At 69.2% G+C, this 19,930-nt stretch carries 16 protein-coding genes; 9 read left to right on the forward strand and 7 right to left on the reverse strand.

The window, feature by feature from the left end; genetic code table 11:
* Nucleotides 1-752 precede the first annotated feature (752 nt).
* Together ACWDTP_RS09240 and ACWDTP_RS09245 are read left to right on the forward strand one after the other, a co-directional pair.
* Complete coding sequence (locus tag ACWDTP_RS09240; protein WP_450018783.1) at nucleotides 753-962, forward strand: hypothetical protein; 210 nt, start codon at nucleotides 753-755, stop codon at nucleotides 960-962.
* 536 nt (nucleotides 963-1,498) lie between these two features.
* Complete coding sequence (locus tag ACWDTP_RS09245; RefSeq protein WP_450018785.1) at nucleotides 1,499-2,788, forward strand: glycoside hydrolase family 27 protein; 1,290 nt, start codon at nucleotides 1,499-1,501, stop codon at nucleotides 2,786-2,788.
* Nucleotides 2,789-2,853: 65 nt separating this feature from the next.
* Here the strand turns inward: ACWDTP_RS09245 and dapD are convergent, their stop codons facing one another.
* On the reverse strand, nucleotides 2,854-3,807 hold the full coding sequence (dapD, locus tag ACWDTP_RS09250; RefSeq protein WP_450018787.1) for a 2,3,4,5-tetrahydropyridine-2,6-dicarboxylate N-succinyltransferase: 954 nt from the start codon (nucleotides 3,805-3,807) through the stop codon (nucleotides 2,854-2,856).
* Nucleotides 3,808-3,832: 25 nt separating this feature from the next.
* On the opposite strand from dapD, the gene dapE reads away from it, so the two are divergent.
* The 3 genes from dapE to ACWDTP_RS09265 all read left to right on the forward strand — a co-directional run bounded on the left by dapE (nucleotide 3,833) and on the right by ACWDTP_RS09265 (nucleotide 7,947).
* The gene (gene dapE / locus ACWDTP_RS09255) at nucleotides 3,833-4,897 is read left to right on the forward strand and encodes a succinyl-diaminopimelate desuccinylase (protein WP_450018789.1); all 1,065 of its coding nucleotides are present in this window, start codon (nucleotides 3,833-3,835) and stop codon (nucleotides 4,895-4,897) included.
* A 170-nt stretch (nucleotides 4,898-5,067) separates the two neighbouring features.
* A complete protein-coding gene (locus ACWDTP_RS09260; protein WP_450018791.1) occupies nucleotides 5,068-6,087 on the forward strand; it encodes a mechanosensitive ion channel family protein in 1,020 nt (339 codons plus the stop codon).
* A 231-nt stretch (nucleotides 6,088-6,318) separates the two neighbouring features.
* Entirely contained in the window at nucleotides 6,319-7,947 is a 1,629-nt protein-coding gene (locus ACWDTP_RS09265) for an ABC-F family ATP-binding cassette domain-containing protein (RefSeq protein WP_450018793.1), read from the forward strand.
* On the opposite strand, the gene ACWDTP_RS09270 is transcribed toward ACWDTP_RS09265, so the two are convergent.
* Both ACWDTP_RS09270 and ACWDTP_RS09275 read right to left on the reverse strand, forming a co-directional pair.
* Entirely contained in the window at nucleotides 7,922-8,641 is a 720-nt protein-coding gene (locus tag ACWDTP_RS09270; protein ID WP_450018795.1) for a type VII secretion target, read from the reverse strand. The two genes, ACWDTP_RS09265 and ACWDTP_RS09270, sit on opposite strands and share 26 nt — an antisense overlap.
* Nucleotides 8,642-8,675: 34 nt before the next feature.
* On the reverse strand, nucleotides 8,676-10,751 hold the full coding sequence (locus ACWDTP_RS09275) for an AAA family ATPase (RefSeq protein WP_450018797.1): 2,076 nt from the start codon (nucleotides 10,749-10,751) through the stop codon (nucleotides 8,676-8,678).
* A 75-nt stretch (nucleotides 10,752-10,826) separates the two neighbouring features.
* On the opposite strand from ACWDTP_RS09275, the gene ACWDTP_RS09280 reads away from it, so the two are divergent.
* From ACWDTP_RS09280 to ACWDTP_RS09295, 4 genes are all read left to right on the forward strand, one after another.
* The gene (locus tag ACWDTP_RS09280) at nucleotides 10,827-11,381 is read left to right on the forward strand and encodes an LOG family protein (protein ID WP_450018799.1); all 555 of its coding nucleotides are present in this window, start codon (nucleotides 10,827-10,829) and stop codon (nucleotides 11,379-11,381) included.
* 74 nt (nucleotides 11,382-11,455) lie between these two features.
* Nucleotides 11,456-13,237: a long-chain-acyl-CoA synthetase FadD6 gene (gene fadD6 / locus ACWDTP_RS09285; RefSeq protein WP_450018801.1), complete on the forward strand. Its 1,782-nt coding sequence runs from the start codon at nucleotides 11,456-11,458 to the stop codon at nucleotides 13,235-13,237.
* 116 nt (nucleotides 13,238-13,353) lie between these two features.
* Entirely contained in the window at nucleotides 13,354-14,250 is an 897-nt protein-coding gene (folP, locus tag ACWDTP_RS09290; RefSeq protein ID WP_450018803.1) for a dihydropteroate synthase, read from the forward strand.
* Nucleotides 14,247-15,200, forward strand: coding sequence for a glucosyl-3-phosphoglycerate synthase (locus tag ACWDTP_RS09295; protein ID WP_450018805.1), 954 nt, complete (start codon nucleotides 14,247-14,249; stop codon nucleotides 15,198-15,200). The genes folP and ACWDTP_RS09295 overlap by 4 nt, the downstream gene beginning before the upstream one ends.
* Nucleotides 15,201-15,210: 10 nt before the next feature.
* On the opposite strand, the gene ACWDTP_RS09300 is transcribed toward ACWDTP_RS09295, so the two are convergent.
* Genes ACWDTP_RS09300 through ACWDTP_RS09315 form a run of 4 tightly spaced genes read right to left on the reverse strand, consistent with a single transcriptional unit; the run spans nucleotide 15,211 to nucleotide 19,911 of the window.
* Nucleotides 15,211-16,326, reverse strand: a complete 1,116-nt coding sequence (locus tag ACWDTP_RS09300; protein ID WP_450018807.1) for a Gfo/Idh/MocA family protein — start codon at nucleotides 16,324-16,326, stop codon at nucleotides 15,211-15,213.
* Nucleotides 16,323-17,369 (reverse strand): class II fructose-bisphosphate aldolase, encoded by a 1,047-nt coding sequence (gene fbaA / locus ACWDTP_RS09305; protein WP_450018809.1) that lies wholly within the window; start codon nucleotides 17,367-17,369, stop codon nucleotides 16,323-16,325. The genes ACWDTP_RS09300 and fbaA overlap by 4 nt, the downstream gene beginning before the upstream one ends.
* 18 nt (nucleotides 17,370-17,387) lie before the next feature.
* On the reverse strand, nucleotides 17,388-18,695 hold the full coding sequence (locus tag ACWDTP_RS09310; protein ID WP_450018811.1) for an MFS transporter: 1,308 nt from the start codon (nucleotides 18,693-18,695) through the stop codon (nucleotides 17,388-17,390).
* Between the two features lie 28 nt (nucleotides 18,696-18,723).
* On the reverse strand, nucleotides 18,724-19,911 hold the full coding sequence (locus ACWDTP_RS09315) for a DUF993 family protein (RefSeq protein ID WP_450018813.1): 1,188 nt from the start codon (nucleotides 19,909-19,911) through the stop codon (nucleotides 18,724-18,726).
* Nucleotides 19,912-19,930: the final 19 nt, after the last annotated feature.

A 19,930-nucleotide genomic window follows, 5' to 3' on the forward strand; every position in this document is an offset into this window, starting at 1 on the left:
GAGTGCCCAGAACGGTTGCTGGAGGCCACCGGCACGGGATCAAAGTATTTAACGCGAACGTCGGAAAGGCGTTGTCTCGAAGCCGTTTTGGGAGGTCTCGGCGATCCGCACTTGTCAAGGACGAGACGCGGCGGGCATGTTGTCGTGCCGCGGGCCGTGATTGCTACCCGGATGTCCTCGGCCGACCTGTAACGACCCATGCCGGGCACTTCACCCCTCTCCCACGCCGGGCGACAGACGAGCCTTCGGACAATGGCCGCTTGACGGTGCAAAGGGAACGCGGCCAACAGATCTGCCACCTCACGAACCCGCAATTCCACACGTTACAACATATGATGGCCCTCACACCACCCATCAAGATCGCCGGAATCCGTTGCTCGGTCCTCATCGACGAAGGCCGGGTTATGGCCTCCACCAGGGCGGGTGTGCGTTCGGCGGCACGTGTCGTTCGGCGTTCCGGCGCGGTGTGCTTTGCTGCAGAACGCTTCGGCCAGTTGCCCCTGGCCTCTCGTGTTCGCGGCGGCGCGCCGCCACCAAGGCCGGGCCCGAAATGCGCGGCCCCAGGGAGTTCGAGCACTACATTGACACGCGCGGTGCTGACCAAGGCCACGTGTGATTGGATTGGCTCGGCGTTCGATTCCACGTGCGACGTGGTGACCGAATCGCCACCGTAGCAACGTCTACCGTAATTGTCCGCGGGGTAGATAGCTACATGCACCCCGGAGATGAGGTGGCAGAATGGATGGAGGCACATGAACACCGGCAAGATTTTCAGCGGGATCGCGGTCATTTGGTTGGTGAGCGGTGGGATTGCCGCCTATCAGCGCGATTACTTCTCCTCGGGCGAAATCACCTGTGCGACAGTGACCAGCATCGCCATGACCGTGATTGTCGGGCCGTTGAACTACAGGGGAGTCAATGCGGAGGCCACCGACTGCGACCTGCCGGAACCCAGCCAGTAGTCAACTGGCAGTGAATGATTGAATGACCATGAATGTTCTTTGCTGGACCGCGAGAATTGCAGGATCATCGCCGAGCGCCGCGGCGGGTTTGCCGGACCTGTTCGCCCGGGCCGGTTGAAACGCCGACGCGGCTCGTGACGATCTCGTGACCACGCCGGCGACGCCGGCCCGCGTGGGCACACCCTGACCGACCGCGCCCGGTATTTGCCCAAGTCCTCGATCGAGCCCCGACCGCTGTGACCAACCGGGAATCCCGCAGCAGGACAGGGGCTTTGCGGACAAGCCCGGGCCGACCCCCTACCTGCGCGAAGACGTGCCCACCCATCCCGGCCCGATCTGCGTGGACGGGCTGCCTCAGGGCCGCGCCACCGCAACCGCCCTGACTGGCAGCGCTTTGCCAGTCGGCGGCGGTGCGCACCGTCGAAGGCGACACGCCGCTCGTGGATGTGCCCCTCCAGGATTCTCTACAGCTATCGACAGCAGAGCCACAGCTATCGCTCGACCCTTCCCCAGAGCCCGATGGAACACTGGCCGGGATGCGTCGACTCCGCTCCGTGGTGGCAGGTCTGCTGGGCGCGGTCGTTCTCACTGTCTCGGCGTGTTCGGCGCCGCCCGCTGCCGACCTGCCTGCGCCACCGTCACCACCGATGGGCTGGAACTCGTGGAATTCGGGGATGCCGTTGAGCGAGCGGACGGTGACCCAGACCATCGATGCGATGGTGGCAACGGGGATGCGCGATGCGGGCTACCGCTACGTCAACCTCGACGCCGGCTGGGCCGCGCCGACCCGCGATGGCGACGGTGATCTGCGCGCCGAACCGGACCGGTTTCCCGGGGGGATCGCCAGGATCGCCGACTATGCCCACCATCACGGGATGTACCTGGGCCTCTACGCCAGCCCGTTCGACGAGATCTGCGGTCAGGATCCTCGGGTGGCCAGCGCCGGGCATGAGCGTCAGGACGCCCGGCTCTTCGCCGAATGGGGAGTCGACTACCTCAAATACGACTGGTGCCGCACCGCCGCCGACCATGACGATCAGGTCGAGAGGTTCACCACTATGCGAGATGCCCTGCGGCACAGTGGACGTCGCATCATCTTCAGTATCAACCCGAACAGTTCGGGGGACCCGACCGCCGGTTCGCGCTACGACTGGTCGGCCATCGCCGACCTGACCCGCAACACCGTGGATCTGGTTCCGGCATGGGGTGATTCGGCGCTGCCGGGGGTGGGGGTGTTCGGTATCGCGCAGCAGTTCGCCGCGGCGGGCGATGTCAAGACCCGCAGCCGGCCGGGATACTGGCCCGACCCGGACATGCTGGTGATCGGAATACCCTGGGCCACTTTCACCGCCGGGCATCCGACGCTGCGCCTCGGGGCGCCGCGGCCGGATCTGACCGAGGCCGAGCAGCGCGCCAACCTGTCGCTGTGGGCCATGCTCGCGGCGCCGCTGCTGGCCGGCAACGACCCGCGGTCGATGTCTCAGGCGACCCAGTCCATGCTGACCAACCGCGAGGTGATCGCCGTCGATCAGGATCCGGACGCCATCCAGGGCCATTTCCTGCCCGGCGACGCGCCGGTGGTGATCAAGCCGCTGGCCGACGGGTCGGTGGCGGTCGCGCTGATCAACGACGGGCTCGGTGACGGCCGGCCGATCCCGATGGCCACCGATGCCGCCGCGGTGGGTCTGCCCGCCGCGCCCTGCTACACGGTGCGCGACCTGTGGGCACACACGTCACACCCGACCCCCGGCCCGATCCGGGCCGATGCGGTACCGCCGCACGGTGTGGCGCTGCTGCGGGTCAGCCCCGGGGAGTGCTCGCGCTGAGAGTTGGCTTGGGTGCGAGTTTCCGGCGGATTTTCGTACAGAAGCCAACGTTGGGCGCCGGAGAATCAGTTGGCGTGCAGTGCCTCGTTGAGGGTGATGCCGGTGCCGTCGCGTTTGACCACCTCGACCGCGCCCGACAGCGAGTTGCGCCGGAACAGCAGGTTGCTCGCCCCGGACAGTTCGATGGCCTTGGTGGTCTGACCGTCCGCGGTGGTGACCTTGGTGCCGCCGGTGACATACAGGCCGGCCTCGATCACGCAGTCATCGCCCAGCGAGATGCCCAGGCCGGCGTTGGCGCCCAGCAGGCAGCGTTTGCCCACCGAGATGACCTCCTTACCGCCGCCGGACAGTGTGCCCATGATCGACGCGCCGCCGCCGATGTCGGAGCCGTCGTCGACCACGACACCCGCCGAGATCCGGCCCTCCACCATCGAGGTGCCCAGCGTGCCCGCGTTGAAGTTCACGAAGCCCTCGTGCATGACCGTCGTCCCCGCGGCCAGGTGCGCACCGAGGCGGACCCGGTCGGCGTCGGCGATGCGCACACCGGCCGGCGTCACGTAGTCGACCATCCGGGGGAACTTGTCGACGCCGTATACGGTCACCGCGCCACGCCGGCGCAGCTTCGCCCGCACCGTCTCGAAACCCGCCACGGCGCACGGCCCGAAGTTGGTCCACACCACATTGGCCAGCGCGCCGAAGATGCCCTCCAGACTGGCCTCGTGCGGTTTGGTCAGCCGGTGCGAGAGCAGGTGCAGCCGCAACCAGACATCGTGGCTGTCTGCCGGCTTGTCGTCCAGCGAGGCGATCGTGGTGCGCACGGCGACGACCTCCACGCCCCGGTCCTCGTCGGCCCCGGTCAGCGCGGCCAGCTCGGCGGGTACGTCGTCGCCGGTCAGCCTCACGGTGCCGGCCGCGCCGGAGGCGGTCAGCTCGGGAGCGGGAAACCAGGTGTCCAGAACGGTTCCGTCGGCGGCGATGGTGGCCAGGCCGACGCCAGATGCGGCAGTCACGTTGGCCAAGGTTACTGGACTAGCCTCGGACACCATGGGGCTAGACCTGCGCGCCGATCCGATCGCGCTGACCGCGGCACTGGTGGACATCCCCAGCGAGTCACGCCACGAGCAGCGCATCGCCGACGAGATCGAGGCCGCGTTGCGGGCCCAGGCACCGCAGTTCGAGGTGATCCGGTCCGGCGACGCGGTGCTGGCCCGCACCAACCTGGGCCTGCCGTCGCGGGTGATGCTGGCCGGCCACATCGACACCGTGCCCGCCGCCGACAACCTGCCAAGCCGCATCGAGAACGGCGAGATGTGGGGCTGCGGCACCTCGGACATGAAGTCCGGTGACGCGGTGTTCCTGCACCTGGCGGCCACCATCGCCGAGCCGGCCCACGACCTCACCCTGGTGATGTATGACTGCGAGGAGATCGAGTCCGGCGCCAACGGGCTGGGCCGCATCGAACGCGAACTGCCGGACTGGCTACGGGCCGACGTCGCGATCCTGGGCGAGCCGTCCGGCGGCTTCATCGAGGCGGGCTGCCAGGGCACCATCCGCGTCGTCGTGAGCACTGCGGGAACCCGGGCGCACTCGGCGCGATCATGGCTGGGCGACAACGCGATCCACAAACTGGGCGCGGTACTGGACCGGCTTTCGGCCTACCGCGCGCGGGAAGTCGACATCGACGGGTGCGGGTACCGCGAGGGGCTGTCGGCGGTAGGCATCGACGGCGGCATCGCGGGCAACGTCATCCCGGACGCCGCGTCGGTGACGGTCAATTTCCGGTTCGCCCCCGATCGCAGCGTCGATCAGGCGGTGGCCCACGTGCACGAGGTGCTCGATGGGCTCGACGTCGGCATCGAACTGACCGACGCCGCGGCCGGTGCGCTGCCCGGCCTGAGCCAGCCGGCCGCGGCCGCACTGGTGGCCGCCGCCGGGGCGGTCCGGGCCAAATACGGCTGGACCGACGTCGCGCGTTTCGCCGCGCTCGGGATTCCGGCGGTCAACTACGGGCCGGGCGATCCGAATCTCGCGCACAAGGTCGATGAGCGGGTGGAGATCGCGCAGATCACAGCCGCCGCGGGCATGCTGCGCGGCTACCTTTCGGCCTGAACGCGTCTAGCAAAGGCTGGCTAGGGCCGCCTCAATCGGGTTAGGGTGACTGTGCGGCTCGGCTGCAGGGGGCTCCTTGGGGGGAACTCTCTTAACACGTTTCCTCGTGTGACGTGTTGTTTTCGGTAAACGGTCTGGGCCGCGTCCGATAACTCGATAAAGGAGAGACAGTGTCAACCGCCTATCTGGCGATCGACTTCCAGGGGGGATTGTCCGAGGCGTGGTCCTCGGTAGCAACCTTCGTTCCGAAGCTCGTCGCCTTCCTGGTGATCCTGGTCATCGGCTGGATCATCGCCAAGATCGTCGCAAAGATCGTCAAGACCCTCCTCAACAAGATCGGGTTCGACCGCATCGTCGAGCGGGGTGGCCTCAGGGAAGTGCTGGCCCGCAGTAATTACGACGCGTCGGAGATCCTGGCCAAGCTCGCCTATTACGCGATCCTGCTGATCACACTGCAGATGGGCTTCGGCGTGTGGGGCCCCAACCCGGTCAGCGAACTGCTCGCCAGCGTGGTCGCCTGGTTGCCGAAGCTCTTCATCGCGCTCGTCATCATCGTGATCGTCGGGGCCATCGCCAAGGGCCTCAAGACCCTCATCACCAATGTGCTCGGCGGCCTGTCCTACGGCAAGCTGCTGGGGACTCTGGCCTCGGTCTTCGTGTGGGGCGTCGGCATCATCGCCGCGCTCAACCAGATCGGCATAGCCACCACGGTCACCACGCCGGTGCTGATCGCCGTGCTCGCCACGATCGGTGGTATCGCGGTCGTCGGCGTCGGTGGCGGACTGGTGCGTCCCATGCAGGAGCGGTGGGGCCGGTGGCTGGGCAACATCGAGGCCGAGATCCCCGCGTTGCGCAGCCAGACCGAGGCCTACCGGTCCAGCCAGGCCAGTCAGGCGGCCCAGACCGCTCAGGCTGCCGAGGCTTACCGGAGCCACCCGGCACCGCAGGCCGGCTACGGCCAGCATGGCGACACGCCGACCACGCATATGGAGGCCGCACAACCGCAGTACCCGCCGCGCCATGCCGAACCGCCTGCCGGCGGCCCCGACCCGCGGCACTACCAGGAGCCCTACCAGGATCCGGGCCAGTATCCGGGGCAATATCCCGGCCAGGGTTACGATCCCGGCCAGGGCTACGGCCCGCCGCCCGGCAACTACCCGCCACAGGGCGGCGGATACCCCCAGCGCTGATCTCCTGCTGTGGCCGGCGAGTCGAGTACTCGCCGGCCACGGCTCGTTTAAACCGGTTGCGTGCGCGGCTAACATAGGGAGTCGCATCTGCTGCCAACCGAAGTGGGAAAACATGCTGGGACACAGTGACAACGAAGAGGCCGTCTCCGGGTAAATCCCGGCCCTTCGTTCTCGTCGTCCTGTCCTTATCCGCGTGCGCGCTGTCGTACGCGTTTCCCGTGGGGTTTCAGCATGTCTATCGTCTGTTCGAATCTTTCCTTCTCCTGGCCCGATGACACCGAGTTGTTCTCGGATCTGTCCTTCTCGGTCGGCCAGGGCCGCACCGGCCTCGTCGCACCCAACGGTGCCGGCAAGAGCACACTGCTCAAACTGATCGCCGGTGAGTACCGGCCGGCGGCCGGGTCGGTGACCATCGAGGGCACCGTCGGCTATCTGCCGCAGACGCTTCCGTTCCAGGCCGATCTGACCGTCGCCGCGGTGCTGGGGGTGGCGCCGGTGCTCGACGCGCTGGCGGCGCTGGCCGAGGGCGATGCCAGCGACGAGGTGTTCGGCACCATCGGCGACGACTGGGACATCGAGGAACGCTCCCGTGCCCAGCTGGACCGGCTGGGCCTGGCCGAACTCGACCTGAGCCGTCGGCTGGGGACGCTGTCCGGTGGGGAGGTCGTCTCGCTCGGCCTGGCCGCCGAACTGTTGAAGCGTCCCGACGTGCTGCTGCTCGACGAACCCACCAACAACCTGGATGGCGATGCGCGGCAGCGGCTTTACTCCGCGCTGGACGACTACACCGGATGTCTGCTTCTGGTCAGCCACGACCGGGTGCTGTTGGACCGGGTCGACCAGATCGCCGAGCTGCATCGAGGCGAAATCATCTTCTACGGCGGCGATTTCACCGCATATCAGGAGACGGTGCAGGCCGGGCAGCTGGTGGCCGAGAGCAACGTCCGCACGGCCGAACAGCAGCTCAAGCGGGAGAAGCGCCAGATGCAGGAGGCGCGCGAGCGTGCGGCCCGCCGGGCCGGCAACGCGGCCCGCAACGTCAAGGACGCCGGGTTGCCGAAGATCGTCGCGGGCAAGCTGAAACGCGATGCGCAGGAGTCCGCGGCCCGCTCCGACGGCGTGCACTCGCGCCGGGTCGACGATGCCCGGGCCCGGCTCGACGATGCCGAACGTGCGCTGCGCGATGACAAGGTGATCGTGCTGGATCTGCCCGGCACCGTGGTGCCTGCCGGCCGCACCCTGTTCTCCGGGGAGGGTCTGCAGGTCGGTCGGGGTGAGCAGAAACTGTTCGCCGACAACGGGATCGACCTTTCGGTTCGCGGACCCGAACGGATCGCACTGACCGGTGCCAACGGCGCGGGCAAGTCGACGCTGCTGCGGATCATCGACGGTGGGCTGCAGCCGGACTCGGGCGAGCTGCAGCGCGCCGACGGGCGGATCGCCTACCTGTCGCAGCGGCTCGATCTGCTCGACCCCGAACGGACCGTGGCCCAGAGCCTGGCCGCGGCCGCTCCCAGCCTGTCGCACACCCGCAGGATGCACCTGTTGGCGCAGTTCCTGTTTCGCGGTGACCGGATCCATCTGCCGGTCGGTGCGCTGTCCGGTGGTGAGCGGTTGCGCGCGACGCTGGTGTGTGTGCTGTTCGCCGAGCCGGCCCCGCAGCTGCTGCTGCTCGACGAGCCGACCAACAATCTGGACCTGGTCAGCGTCGCGCAGCTGGAATCCGCGCTCAACGCCTACCGGGGGGCGTTCATCGTGGTCAGCCACGACGACCGGTTCCTCGACGCGATCGGCATCGACCGCTGGTTGCGGCTGGAGCGAGGCGGGCTCGGCGCTATGTCGGCGGGTTCTGCGGTCTGATGCCGCGGACCTGGGTGACGCCGGCGCCGGCCTGACCACCCGGCCCGATGGTGGAATCCGCCCGCCCACCGAGCTGTTCGGGGTGGGGCTCCTCGCCCCGATCGTCCCGGCCCGGCGGGTCGGCCTCGCCAGCGGATTCGGCCACCGCATCGGGCACACCCGCGTCACCGGCCGCGCCGGTGGCGGACTCGACGATGCCCTGCACACCCTGCAACACCTGCTGCGGGATCTGGCCAAGGCCTTGGGACATCGCCTGCAGCGGCTGGGCGACCTGCTGACCCATCTGCCCGGCCATCTGGCCGAACTGGCTCAACATCTGGCCGGCCGCCTGCCCACCGCCACCCGCGGCGGGCGCCGCCCCGGCCGAGGCGGGGGAGCCGCCTTCGAGCTGCTGAGCCTGGGCCCGCAGGCCGTCGGCGGCCGCGGTGTCCCCGCGCTCATAGGCCTGCGCGGCCCGGCCGAGCAACTCGGAGATCTGCGACGACGCGGCCCGGGTGGCGACCATCGCGCCGCCCCTGGCGGACCGAGCCGCATCGAAGGACGTCTGCATCGGGTAGCCGATCGCGCCGTGGCTGCTGGTCACCCCCGACGTCGCGGGCGCACCGTCGATCAGGTTCGTCACGTCGGCGCTGACATCGCCCAACTGCTGCTTCCAGTTGTCCATGGCGCTGAGATGGGCGCTGAACTGTGTCATCGGGTCCCCTCACGATCACGCGGCGGCTGGAATTTTACCGGGCGGCCTGCCGAGTGGCGTCCGCGGCGGCCGCCGCCATGCCGTGCGCCGCGTAGGACGACGAAACCCGCTGCAGCCCAGCGCTGTCGCCGCTCGTCAACGCCCGGGCGTGCTCCCGGGTCAGCCGGCCGAACACGCAGTCCAGCCCGACACGTTCCAGCCCGTCGACGGCACGGGTATCGCCCAACCGCACCGCGTCGTGCATGGCCCGTAACGCCACGGCCGACTGCCCGCCCCGCTCGGCTGCCTTGGCCGCATCGCGGGCGGCGGTGACCGCGCCGACCGGATCCTTGCGGGCGTGGCAGGTCCAGGCCCGCGCCAATCCGAGCTCGGGGGCGAACAGCATCGACTTGAGCCCATGCCGGGATTCGGCGCGGGACAACGCTTTCACCGCCTCCATCGGCATGCCGCGCTGTCCGAGGGCCTGTGCCAACAACATCCAGGCCAGCGGCCCCCAGGAGTAGCCGGTCGGCGCCAACGCGCCGGTCGCCCTGCGCAACAACGCGATCGCGTCATCGCACTGTCCGCGCACCAGCAATACATCGGCGATCAGGACCTCACCGATGGCCCGGCCCGGCTGCTGCAACTGCACGAAATCGGTCAGCTGCCCGGCCAGGGTCTGCGCCCGGTCCAGCTCACCGGCCAGCAGCAGCGTTGTCGTCTGACCGAATCCACTGGTGAAACGCAACAATCCCGGCTGCCCGGCGTCCAGCGCACGCTGCGCCATGGCGTCGACCTCGCCGAACCGGCCGATCCGCGCACAGCTCAACGCCGCGGCCGACGCCGCCCACCCGATCGCGGTGTCATCGGCATCGGGTGCGCCCAGCACCTCGGCCGCGGTCTCGACAGCCCGTTGCGGCGCACCGGAATTCATCGCGAACGTGGCCGAGAGCGCATCCAGCGTCACCCGCGCAGCCGACGACACCCGGCGCTGCGTCGCCTGCAGGAACGCGGTGGCCCGCTCCGGCTCCGAGAGCATCCAGAACTGGTTGGCCGCCCGCGGCAGCGCCCACGCCATCAGGTCGGGCTCGTCGAGCCCGGCCGGGTCGATCTCGTCGAGCACCGCACCGGCCTCCCGGCCGCGGCCCTGCCAGGCCAGCGCGTAGGCCAGGTTCAGCCGGGCCGCAAACCCGCCACCGGCGTCCACCGCGGCCCGGCCCAGCCGTTCGGCCAACCCCAGATCGCCGACGCGCAACGCCTCGGCCGCCGCGGCCGACAGTTCGGCGGCGGGCATGGCGCAATCGCTGTCGAGGGCCAGGACCGCGAGCCGCAGCCGGTCGACCACCCCGTCCCTGGGCGCGTCGGCCATCCGCCGCACCAGCGCGGTCCGCAGCCTGCGCAGGCCCGGCCCGCCCACCGACGAGCGGACCGTCTCGAGAAACAGCGGATGCGCACAACGCACCATGGCGCCGTCGACCCGCAGCGCGCCGGCGCCCCGGGCGTGCTCGACGGCGTCGGCACCGGTCAACGCCACCACATCGGCCAGCGGCAGCGGATCGTGCACCGCAAGGTAGCCCAGCGGGCCGACCGCGTCCCCGGGCAGGTCGGCGATGAAATCGGCCACCTGGTCGGCCAGCCGGGCGTCGTCGTGCCCGGGCGGCCGCACCTCGATCCGGGCCAGCAGCCCGTCACGCCACAGCGCCGACACCTCGTCGAGCACCGGGCGGTCGGCCGCGGCGGTGACGATGAGCTTGGCGGCCCCGCCGACCGCCAACTGGAAGACCAGGGCCGCCGACAGCCGGTCCAGCAGATGCGCGTCGTCGACCACCACCAGCAGGTCGGTGCCCAGCGACTCGCGGGCCCGGCGCAGCACCTCGGCGGTCTTACCGGTATCGGGGACGTCGATGAGATGCGCGACGGCCGCGAACGGGACCGCGGCCCCCGACTCGGTTCCCGAGATCCACAGCGTCCGCCGGAAATCCGGGCCGATCCAGTCCGCAGCCGCGCGGGCCAGCGTGGTCTTACCCACGCCGTCGGGCCCGAGCAGCGCCGCACCTGAACGCTCCCGCAACCCGGCCTCCACACCGTCGAGCGTGCGATCCCCTGGCGCGATCACCCAATCGACAGGCATGGTGCCGAATCTAGTGGCGACCGAACTACCCCGGCCGGAAATCCGACGTTCATGCCGAACCCTTACGTTGGGCGGGTGTCAGATGAAGGTGACCGCCAGTGGGCGGTGTGTGTGTACTGCGCGTCGGGTCCGACGCATCCGGAACTGCTCGCGCTGGCCGGCCAGGTCGGTTCGGCGATCGCCGGTCGCGGCTGGACGCTGGTCTCGGGCGGCGGCAACGTCTCGGCGATGGGCGCGGTGGCCAGGGGAGCACGGTCCAAGTCCGGTCAGACCATCGGGGTGATCCCCAAGGCGCTGGTCCACCGTGAACTCGCCGACGTCGACGCCGCCGAACTCGTCGTCACCGACACCATGCGGGAACGCAAGAAGGAGATGGAAGACCGCTCCGACGCGTTCATCGCGCTGCCCGGCGGCATCGGCACCCTCGAGGAGTTCTTCGAGGCCTGGACTGCGGGGTACCTCGGCATGCACGACAAGCCGCTGATCCTGCTCGATCCGTTCGGGCACTACGACGGCCTGCTGACCTGGCTGCGCGGGCTGGTGGGGACGGGGTATGTCGCGCCGTCGGCCCTGGACCGCCTGGTGGTCGTCGACGAGGTGGAGGCCGCGCTCGACGCCTGCGCCCCGTAGGTGGAACCGGCGGTAACACCCGTCACCTGCGTGGCTAAGGTGTTGCCCACACCAACGTGAGGGGATTCGACCGGATGACCGACGAGAAATCGGGGACCAGGAGCAGCGTCGGCCTGCTCGACATCGCCACCCAGGTGCCGAGGCTTCTCATGGACGCGCCGGTGATCGTCCGGGGGGTGCTCACCGGGTTTCTGGCCAGGCCGACCGCCAAGACCTCGATCGGCAAGGTGTTCCAGGACCGGGCCGAGCAGTTCGCCGACCGGGTCTTCCTCAAGTTCGGCGATGAGCGGATCACCTACAAACAGGCCAACGAGACCGTCAACCGGTATGCGGCCGTCCTGGCCGCCAAAGGCGTCGGCCACGGCGATGTGGTCGGGGCGATGCTGCGTAACTCGCCCGACGCCGTGCTGCTCATGCTCGCGGTGGTCAAATGCGGCGCGGTGGCGGGCATGCTCAACTATCACCAGCGTGGCGAGGTGCTGGGGCACAGTCTCGGGCTGCTCAACGCCACCGCTGTCGTCGCCGAGTCCGATCTGATCGACGCGATCACCGAATCCGGGGCCGAACCGCAGGGCCTGATGACCGTCGAGGAACTGCGCAGGCTCGCCGCCACCGCCCCGACCGGCAACCCGGCCAGCGCGTCGGCGGTGCTCGCCAAGGACAAGGCGTTCTACATCTTCACCTCCGGCACCACGGGGATGCCCAAGGCCAGTGTGATGACGCACTACCGGTGGTTGCGGGCGCTGGCCGGATTCGGCGGCCTCGGCCTGCGGCTGCACAGCGACGACACCCTGTACTGCTGCCTGCCGCTCTACCACAACAACGCGCTGACCGTCGCCGTCGGATCGGCGCTCAACTCGGGTGCCGCGCTGGCGCTGGGCAAATCGTTCTCGGCGTCGCGGTTCTGGGATGAGGTGATCGACTACGGCGCCACCGCATTCGTCTACATCGGCGAGATCTGCGGCTACCTGCTCAACCAGCCGCCCAAACCGACCGACCGGGCGCACCGGATCCGGGTGATCGTCGGCAACGGTCTGCGGCCGGCGATCTGGGACGAGTTCACCCAGCGGTTCGGCATCGACCGGGTCTGCGAGTTCTACGCGGCCAGCGAGGGCAACACCGCGTTCGTCAACGTGTTCAACGTGTCGAAGTCCACCGGGATCTGCCCGAGCCCCGTCGCGTTCGTCGAATACGACGCCGAGAGCGGGGAACCGAGGCGCGGTGACGACGGGCGGCTGCGCAAGGTCAGATCGGGTCAGCCGGGCCTGATGCTGTCCAAGGTCAGCGCGTTCCAGCCGTTCGACGGGTACACCGACAAGTCGGCGACCGAGAAGAAGCTGGTCCGGAACGCCTTCAAGGACGGGGACGTCTGGTTCAACACCGGTGACCTGATGCGCTCGCAGGGATTCGGGCACGCGGCGTTCGCGGACCGGCTCGGCGACACCTTCCGCTGGAAGGGCGAGAACGTGGCCACCACCGAGGTCGAGGCCGCCGTCAGCGGGCACCCGATGGTCGAGGAGTGCACCGTGTTCGGGGTCGAGGTTCCCGGTGCGGGCGGGCGGGCCGGGATGGCCGCGGTGCAGCTCAAGGACGGTCAGGAGTTCGACGGCAAGGCGCTGGCCGATGCGTTCTACGGACGCCTGCCCGGCTACGCGGTGCCGCTGTTCGTGCGGGTGGTGACCGAGCTGGCCCACACCTCGACGTTCAAAAGCCAGAAGGTTGACCTGCGCAAACAGGGCTACGCATCCGATATCGAGGACCCGCTGTATGTGCTGGCCGGCCGCGACGAGGGATATCTGCCGTTCTACCCGGAGTATCCCGAAGAGGTCGTCGCGGGTAAGCGGCCCAAGGGCTGAGCAGGTCTCGCCGCTTTCGACGTGAGGGCTGGTGAACCCGCGTTTCGACGACCCCGGGGTGGAAAACGGCCGACGGGCCCGGCGGACCGGACCCCACCCGAAGGCGACCAGGCACTATGGAAGGCGTGTTGACGGGCGAGGGGAGAACGTTCTGCGGACGCCCGGTCGCTGGTGACCGGGCGCTGATCATGGCGATCGTCAACCGCACCCCGGACTCGTTCTACGACCGGGGCGCCACCTTCACCGATGACGCCGCCAAAGCAGCGGCGGCCCGCGTCATCGAGGCGGGCGCCGACGTGATCGACGTCGGCGGCGTCAAAGCCGGCCCGGGCAGCACGGTCGACGCCGACGAGGAATCGGCCCGCGTGCTGCCGTTCATCGAATGGCTGCGGGGCCGCTACCCGGACCAGCTGATCAGTGTCGACACCTGGCGGGCGAGCGTCGCCAAGCAGGCCTGCGCGGCCGGCGCCGACCTGATCAACGACACCTGGGCCGGCGCCGACCCGGGCCTGCCCGAGGTGGCCGCCGAGTTCGGTGCGGGATTGGTGTGTTCGCACACCGGCGGTGCGGTGCCGCGGACCCGGCCGTTCCGGGTGAACTACGGCATCACCGAACGCGGCGTGGTCGACGACGTCGTTGCCGAGGTCACCGCGGCGGCCGAGCATGCCGTGGCGGTGGGGGTGCCGGCCGAGAAGATCCTGATCGATCCGACCCACGATTTCGGCAAGAACACTTACCACGGCCTTAGTTTGTTGCGCCACGTAAAAGATCTTGTTAAGACCGGATGGCCGGTCCTGATGGCCCTGAGCAACAAGGATTTCGTCGGGGAGACTCTGGGTGTGGACCTGACCGAACGCCTGGAAGGCACGCTGGCCGCGACCGCACTCGCTGCCGCGGACGGCGCCGCCATGTTCCGGGTGCACGAGGTGGGGCCCACTCGGCGCGTACTGGAAATGGTCGCGTCGATCCAGGGAGTGCGGAAGCCCGCACGAACAGTGAGGGGACTGGCATGACAGACCTGCTGCCTGAACTGACCGTCGACGATGGCGTTGCCGGACACCGCTGGCTGACCGACCACAGCTGGAACCGTCCGGCGTGGACGGTTGCCGAATTGCTGGCCGCGAAGGCCGGGCGCACCGTATCGGTGGTGCTGCCCGCCCTGGACGAGGAAGAGACCGTCGGATCGGTCGTCGAGACCATCGCACCGCTGCTGGGCGGCCTGGTCGACGAGCTGATCGTGCTGGATTCGGGTTCCACCGACGACACCGAGATCCGGGCCGTCGCCGCGGGCGCCCGGGTGGTCAGCCGTGAGGTGGCGCTGCCCGAGCTGGCCCCGCAACCCGGCAAGGGCGAGGTGCTGTGGCGGTCCCTGGCCGCGACCACCGGCGACATCATCGTGTTCGTCGACTCCGACCTGATCGACCCCGACCCGATGTTCGTCCCGAAACTGCTGGGCCCGTTGCTCACGACCGACGGTGTGCACCTGGTCAAGGGGTTCTACCGGCGCCCGCTGAACATCAGTGGCCGCGAGGACGCCAACGGCGGTGGCCGGGTCACCGAACTCGTCGCCCGCCCGTTGCTGGCGTCGCTGCGCCCCGAGCTGAACTGTGTGCTGCAGCCGCTGGGCGGCGAATACGCCGGCACCCGCGAACTGCTCACATCGGTGCCGTTCGCCCCCGGCTACGGCGTCGAGGTCGGCCTGCTCGTCGACACCTACGACCGGCTCGGCCTCGACGCCATCGCGCAGGTCAACCTGGGGGTCCGCACGCACCGTAACCGGCCGCTGACCGAGCTGGCGTCGATGAGCCGGCAGGTGATCGCGACCCTGCTGTCGCGCTGCGGCATCGCCGACTCCGGCATCGGGCTGACCCAGTTCTTCGCCGACGGCGACGGGTTCACCCCGAGGGTGTCCTCGGTGTCGCTGGCCGACCGGCCGCCGATGAGCACGCTGCGGCCGCGCTAGTTATCCCGGGTCAGGGGACCGTGGACCGCACCGTCTCGGGGATGGTCACGGTGCCGGGCGCCGAGGCGAACCGGACGGGTCGTCCCGTCCGTGCGGACTCGTAGACGGCGAGCAGGATGCGCAGCGCCCGGGTGGCGTCGGGCCCGTCGACCGCGGGTCGCCCGCCACGGCGGAGCGCCGCCACGAAGTCGGCCACCTGCGCGGTGTGGTGCGGGAGGAGCCGGCGATTGATATCGCTCAACTCCACGTGGGGTTCGGCGTCGGCCGGGAACGGTTCCTCGGACCGCAACCGGCCGTTCTGGGCCCAGACGTCGATGCGGGCGTCGGTTCCCTCCGGGAATTCGGTGAGCTGCACGCTCGCCCCGGAAGAGGTGGTGACCCGTACCTGGGCACCCAGCGACGGGTTCGCCGCGGTGGTGGCCTGGAGCGTGGCCATCGCGCCCGAGGTGAACGCCAGCGTGGCCACGGCGGAGTCCTCGACCTCGATGTGGTCGCCGTGGGTGAACGTCGTGACCCGCCCGTAGACCTCGGCGATGTCGCCCATCAGCCACTGCAACAGGTCCAGGTGGTGAATCGCCTGCGTCATCAGGACACCCCCGCCGTCGCTCACCCAGCTGCCCCGCCACGCGTCGCGCCCGTAGTAGTCGGCCGTGCGTTCCAGCAGCACGGTGCACTCGCCGAGGATCGGCGTGCCCAACTCCCCGGACGCCAGCGCCGTGTGCATCCGCTGTGCCGCAGGCCAGAACCGGCGCTGGAGGCAGACCCCGAGCCGTACCCCGGCCTCGTCGCAGGCCCGCACCATATGTTCGGCCGCCGCCAGGTCGGTGGCGATCGGCTTCTCGCACAGCACATGAACACCGGCCGCGGCGGCGGCCAGTACGACGGCCTCATGTGTCGGATGAGGTGTGCACACCGACACCAGGTCCACCCCGTGCGCCAGCAGCTGCCCGACGCTGCCGTACGCGGACCGGACCCCGAATTCCTCCGCCGTCGCCCGCGCCCGCCCTGGATCCACATCGCACACCGCGACCACCTCGGCGCCCGCCACCGACCCGAACGCCGCGAGGTGATTTCGGGAGATGCCGCCGCAGCCCACGATGCCCACCCGCAGGACCGCCGCGCTCATATCGCGGACCCGACGGGGCCGCGGGACCTCCCGGCCGAGCCGAGCGAACGCGCCGCGTCGGCGACGCGGACGGCCATCGAGTCCTCGGCCGCCTCGCCCCAGGCCTGCGGCTGGTAGAGCCGCTTCGAACCCGCCTTGCCGTCCACCCTCAGCACACCGTCGTAGTTGCGCAGCACCCAGTCGGCGATCGCCCTGGTGAATGCGTACTGCGTGTCGGTGTCGATATTCACCTTCACCACGCCGTGGCCGATCGCCGCGGTGATCTCCCCGTCGCTGCAGCCGGACCCACCGTGGAAGACCAGGTCAAGAGGGTTGGGGTCGGTGCCGTACGTCGAGGCGATCAAACCCTGGATCTCCCCGAGCAGCTCGGGACGCAGCTCGGCCGTCACACCGGTGGCGACGCCGTGGATGTTGCCGAAGGTGAGGGCCGCGATCCACGGCCCCCGCTCGCCCAGGGACAGGGCTTCCACGACGCGCACCACATCGGCCGGGTCGGTGTACCGCTCGGACTCCGGCCCGTGATGTTCCACGCCGTCCTCCTGGCCACCCACTGCGCCCACCTCGATCTCCAGCAGAGCACCCAACTCATGGGTGCGCCGCAGGAGGTCACCGGAAATCTCGATGTTGCGCGCCACGGGAAGCGCGGACCCGTCCCACATGTGGGACTGAAACAACTGCGGGCGATTGCTGCGCAACTCCCGCTCGCCTGCCTCGAGCAGGGGGAGCAGGAACGAGTCGAGGGAGGCGAGCGGGCAGTGGTCGGTGTGCAGCGCCACCCTGACCGGATAGTTTTCCGCCACCTCCCTGGCGAAGCGGGCCATGGCGACGGCGCCGGCCACCTGCCCGTGCCTGGTGTGCCCGCCGAAGTGCGCGGCCCCGGCCATGGTGACCTGGATGATCCCGTCGGAGCCCGCCTCCGTCAGTCCCTGCAGGGCAGCGTTGAGGGTCTGGGAGGAGGTGACATTGAACGCCGGATAGGCGAAGCGGTCCGCCTTGGCCCTGGCGATCATGTCCAGGTACTGCTCGGGCGTGGCGATGGGCATGAGAATTCCTGTCGGGGGTCAGCCGCGGGAGACGGCCTTGTCCCGGCGAAGGGTGAACATCGCGATCAGACCGATCACGCTGGTGGCCACCACGTACCAGGTGGGGCTGCGCAGATCACCGGTGACCTCCACCAGCAGGGTCGCGATGAACGGTGCCGTGCCACCCGCGATCACCACGGCGAGATTGATGATCAGCGCCGAGCCGGTGTAACGCACCTCCTCCGGAAAGAGCCGGGGGATCAGCGAATATGCGGAGACCTGCAGCACCGACATGTTCACGATGATCAGCATGTAGCCCAGGGTGGCGACCGTCAGGTTGTTCAGATCCATCAGGAGCAGGCCCGGGTACGTCAGGACCGCGTAGCCCACCAGGCCGAGGACCGCGATGGGCCACAGGCCGACCCGGTCGGCCACCCGCGCCGTGAACGGCATCACCGCCACCGAGAAGAGCTGCACGCCGCAGGTGATCCAGTACACCGCGCTCTTCGGATAGCCGAGGTCGTTGACCAGGTAGATGGCGATGAAGGTGGAACCGATGAACGCGCCGCCCTGGATCCCGATGCCCAGGCCGAGCCCCTTGATCAGCGGCTTGGGGTACTTGCGCAGCAGACCCATGAACGGGAAGCCGTGTTTGGCCGCGCCCCCGGTGATGGCGTCCATATCGGGCAGCCTGCGTCGGATCACGTAGCAGAAGATCGTCAGCGGCAGGCCGATCAGGAACGGGATCCGCCAGCCCCAGGACGTCAGGTTGGCGTCGCTCATGAGGCCGGCCACCACACCCATCGCACCCGAGGCCACCGCGTACCCGGCGTTGCAGCCGATCGGCACGTAGGCGCCGAAGCGCGAACGTTTGTCGGCGGGCGCGAACTCGGAGATCACCGTCGCCGCGCCGCCCATCTCGCCACCGGCGAAGAAGCCCTGGGCCAGGCGCACCACGAAGAGCATCGCGGGAGCCCACAAACCCACCGTGGCGTAGGTCGGCAGCACGCCGACCAGCGAGGTCGCCGCGCCGACGCCGAGGATGGTGATGAGCAGGGCTCGCTTGCGGCCCAACCGGTCACCCACGGCACCGAACACGATGCCGCCCACCGGACGGATCACGTAGGACAGGGCGAACACCGCCAGCGCGGACAGCAGCGAGGCGACCGGGTCGCTGCTCGGGAAGAACAGCGGCGCGATGACCGTCGTCGCGTAACCGTAGAGGGCGTAGTCGTAGTACTCGATGAGGGTGCCGACGCCCCCGGCGAGGGCAATGCGCTTGACGGACTTCTCGTCCAGCGGCGCGCGCGCCGGGGCGGCCGCGACGGCTTCGGGGTTGAGCGTCATTGCTCGGTCCTTTCGGGGGATGGGGGTCTCACTCGATGCCTGCCGCGGCCAGGACGAGACGCATCCGGTGGGCGGCGAGGTCGGGGTTGGGCAGCAGGCCGAGCCGGTCGGCGCCGATGAACAGGTCGGTGAGGTGCTGTACCGAGCGCTGCCCTTCGCGGCCGGTGACCTGGCGGTAGTGGTCCTGGAACCCGGACAGCCAGGCCATGAAGACGGTGCCGGTCTTGTAGCGCGCCGCCGGGGCCTCGAACATCTTCACGGCGAACGGGATGGTGGAATCCATGACGGTGCGGAAGGTTTCGCGATCGCCGCGGTCCAGCGCCGCGAAGGCCTGCGAGGCGATGGGGGCGATCGGGTCCAGGACGCCGAGCAGGCCGTGCGAGTGTGACTTGTCGTCGCCGAGCAGCAGCTCGGTGTAGCCGTAGTCGTCACCGGTGAAGACGTCGATGCCCGAGGGGACCAGTTCGCGGAACTCCTTCTCGAACTCGGCGTCGAGCAGGCTGAACTTGATGCCCTGAATCTTCGCCCGGTTCTCCGCGGCCATGGTCAGCACCACGCGCATGGCCTCGCGGAGGTCGGTGTGGCCCCAGTAGCCCCGCAGGCTCGGGTCGAAAACCGTGCCGAGCCAGTGCACCACAACGGGTTTGGTCGCCTTCGCCAGGATCTCGCGGTAGACGTGCAGGTAATCGTCCTCCGTCGTCGCGGCGGCGACGAGGGCGTGGGAGGCGCGGATGACGGCGGCGCTGCCGCAGCTCTCCACATACTCGATCTGCTCGGTGTAGGCGTCGACGACCTGCTGCAGTGTCGGGTTCTCGGCGGTGAGCTGGTCGGTACCCGCACCGGAGACGATGGCCGCGCCTGCCTGCGCGGCGGCCTCGTTGCCGTAACGGATGAGGGTCTTGGCCTGGTTCCAGTCCAGGCCCTGCGGGCCGCGCTCGGAGGTGTCCATGCCCTCGGCGATGCCGATGCCATAGGAGAAGAGGTACTTGCGGAATTCGACGGTGGACTCCCAGTCGACGGGGGCCAGGACGCCGGGCTGGTAGTCACCGCGGATATCGGCCACCACATGGGCGGCGGCGTACACCTTGCGGGAGGTGAACTGCGCCGGGTGCGTCTCGAAGCTCGCCGGCTCATGCATGGTGTATTCCGCGATGGTGCCGTCGGCGCGGGGCAGGCGAAGCGTGGTCGCGGTCTTGGCCGTGGTGGACGCCGTCATGAGGTCTCGTTCCTTATCG

The sequence above is a fragment of the Mycobacterium sp. NPDC003449 genome, from assembly GCF_053588415.1.

Coding starts and splice junctions, on each gene's coding strand:
- ACWDTP_RS09270 (WP_450018795.1), bottom strand. CDS start 8,641: ATGACACAGTTCAGCGCCCATCTCAGCGCCATGGACAACTGGAAGCAG.
- dapE (WP_450018789.1), top strand. CDS start 3,833: ATGGGGCTAGACCTGCGCGCCGATCCGATCGCGCTGACCGCGGCACTG.
- ACWDTP_RS09245 (WP_450018785.1), top strand. CDS start 1,499: ATGCGTCGACTCCGCTCCGTGGTGGCAGGTCTGCTGGGCGCGGTCGTT.
- fadD6 (WP_450018801.1), top strand. CDS start 11,456: ATGACCGACGAGAAATCGGGGACCAGGAGCAGCGTCGGCCTGCTCGAC.
- ACWDTP_RS09275 (WP_450018797.1), bottom strand. CDS start 10,751: ATGCCTGTCGATTGGGTGATCGCGCCAGGGGATCGCACGCTCGACGGT.
- folP (WP_450018803.1), top strand. CDS start 13,354: ATGGAAGGCGTGTTGACGGGCGAGGGGAGAACGTTCTGCGGACGCCCG.
- ACWDTP_RS09315 (WP_450018813.1), bottom strand. CDS start 19,911: ATGACGGCGTCCACCACGGCCAAGACCGCGACCACGCTTCGCCTGCCC.
- ACWDTP_RS09300 (WP_450018807.1), bottom strand. CDS start 16,326: ATGAGCGCGGCGGTCCTGCGGGTGGGCATCGTGGGCTGCGGCGGCATC.
- ACWDTP_RS09265 (WP_450018793.1), top strand. CDS start 6,319: ATGTCTATCGTCTGTTCGAATCTTTCCTTCTCCTGGCCCGATGACACC.
- ACWDTP_RS09310 (WP_450018811.1), bottom strand. CDS start 18,695: ATGACGCTCAACCCCGAAGCCGTCGCGGCCGCCCCGGCGCGCGCGCCG.
- fbaA (WP_450018809.1), bottom strand. CDS start 17,369: ATGCCCATCGCCACGCCCGAGCAGTACCTGGACATGATCGCCAGGGCC.
- ACWDTP_RS09240 (WP_450018783.1), top strand. CDS start 753: ATGAACACCGGCAAGATTTTCAGCGGGATCGCGGTCATTTGGTTGGTG.
- ACWDTP_RS09295 (WP_450018805.1), top strand. CDS start 14,247: ATGACAGACCTGCTGCCTGAACTGACCGTCGACGATGGCGTTGCCGGA.